Annotated in this window: 1 protein-coding gene; it reads right to left on the bottom strand. The window is 67.8% G+C overall.

Annotated features, from left to right (window positions below):
* On the bottom strand, positions 1 to 360 hold a 360-nt coding region (locus ACOQFP_RS21785; RefSeq protein WP_421585501.1), incomplete at both ends, for a DUF222 domain-containing protein.

Genomic DNA, 360 nt, shown 5'->3' with positions numbered 1-360 from the left:
GAGGCGATGCGTTTGGAGCGGCCGAGGTAGAGGGCTCGGCCGTCGTCGTCGAAGATGGTGAGGTAGTGGTGGGCGTGGGAGGCCATTCTGATGGCGTCGCGGATGGAGACGCGGGAGCCGGTGGCGGTCATGGCGTATCCGCAGCCGGCGTCGAGGTCTTTCAAGGTCATGGTGATGATGGCGGTGACGGGTAGGCCGCGGTGGGTGCCGAGGGTCCCGGAGGCGAGCGTGTGCCGGAGCGCCAGTTTCAGGGCGTCGTGACAGCGTTCGCGTTGGCTGCGCGGATCACGAGCGGCGGCGGCGTCCCGTGCCGCGGTGGCTGTCGTTTCATCGTCGCCACTGTTACTGGATTCGGCAGTG

The organism is Rhodococcus sp. MALMAid1271, assembly GCF_049195265.1.
Lineage (GTDB): Bacteria > Actinomycetota > Actinomycetes > Mycobacteriales > Mycobacteriaceae > Rhodococcoides.
Note: the sequence above shows the minus strand (reverse complement) of the source record. Positions and strands in the feature narration are given on the sequence as shown.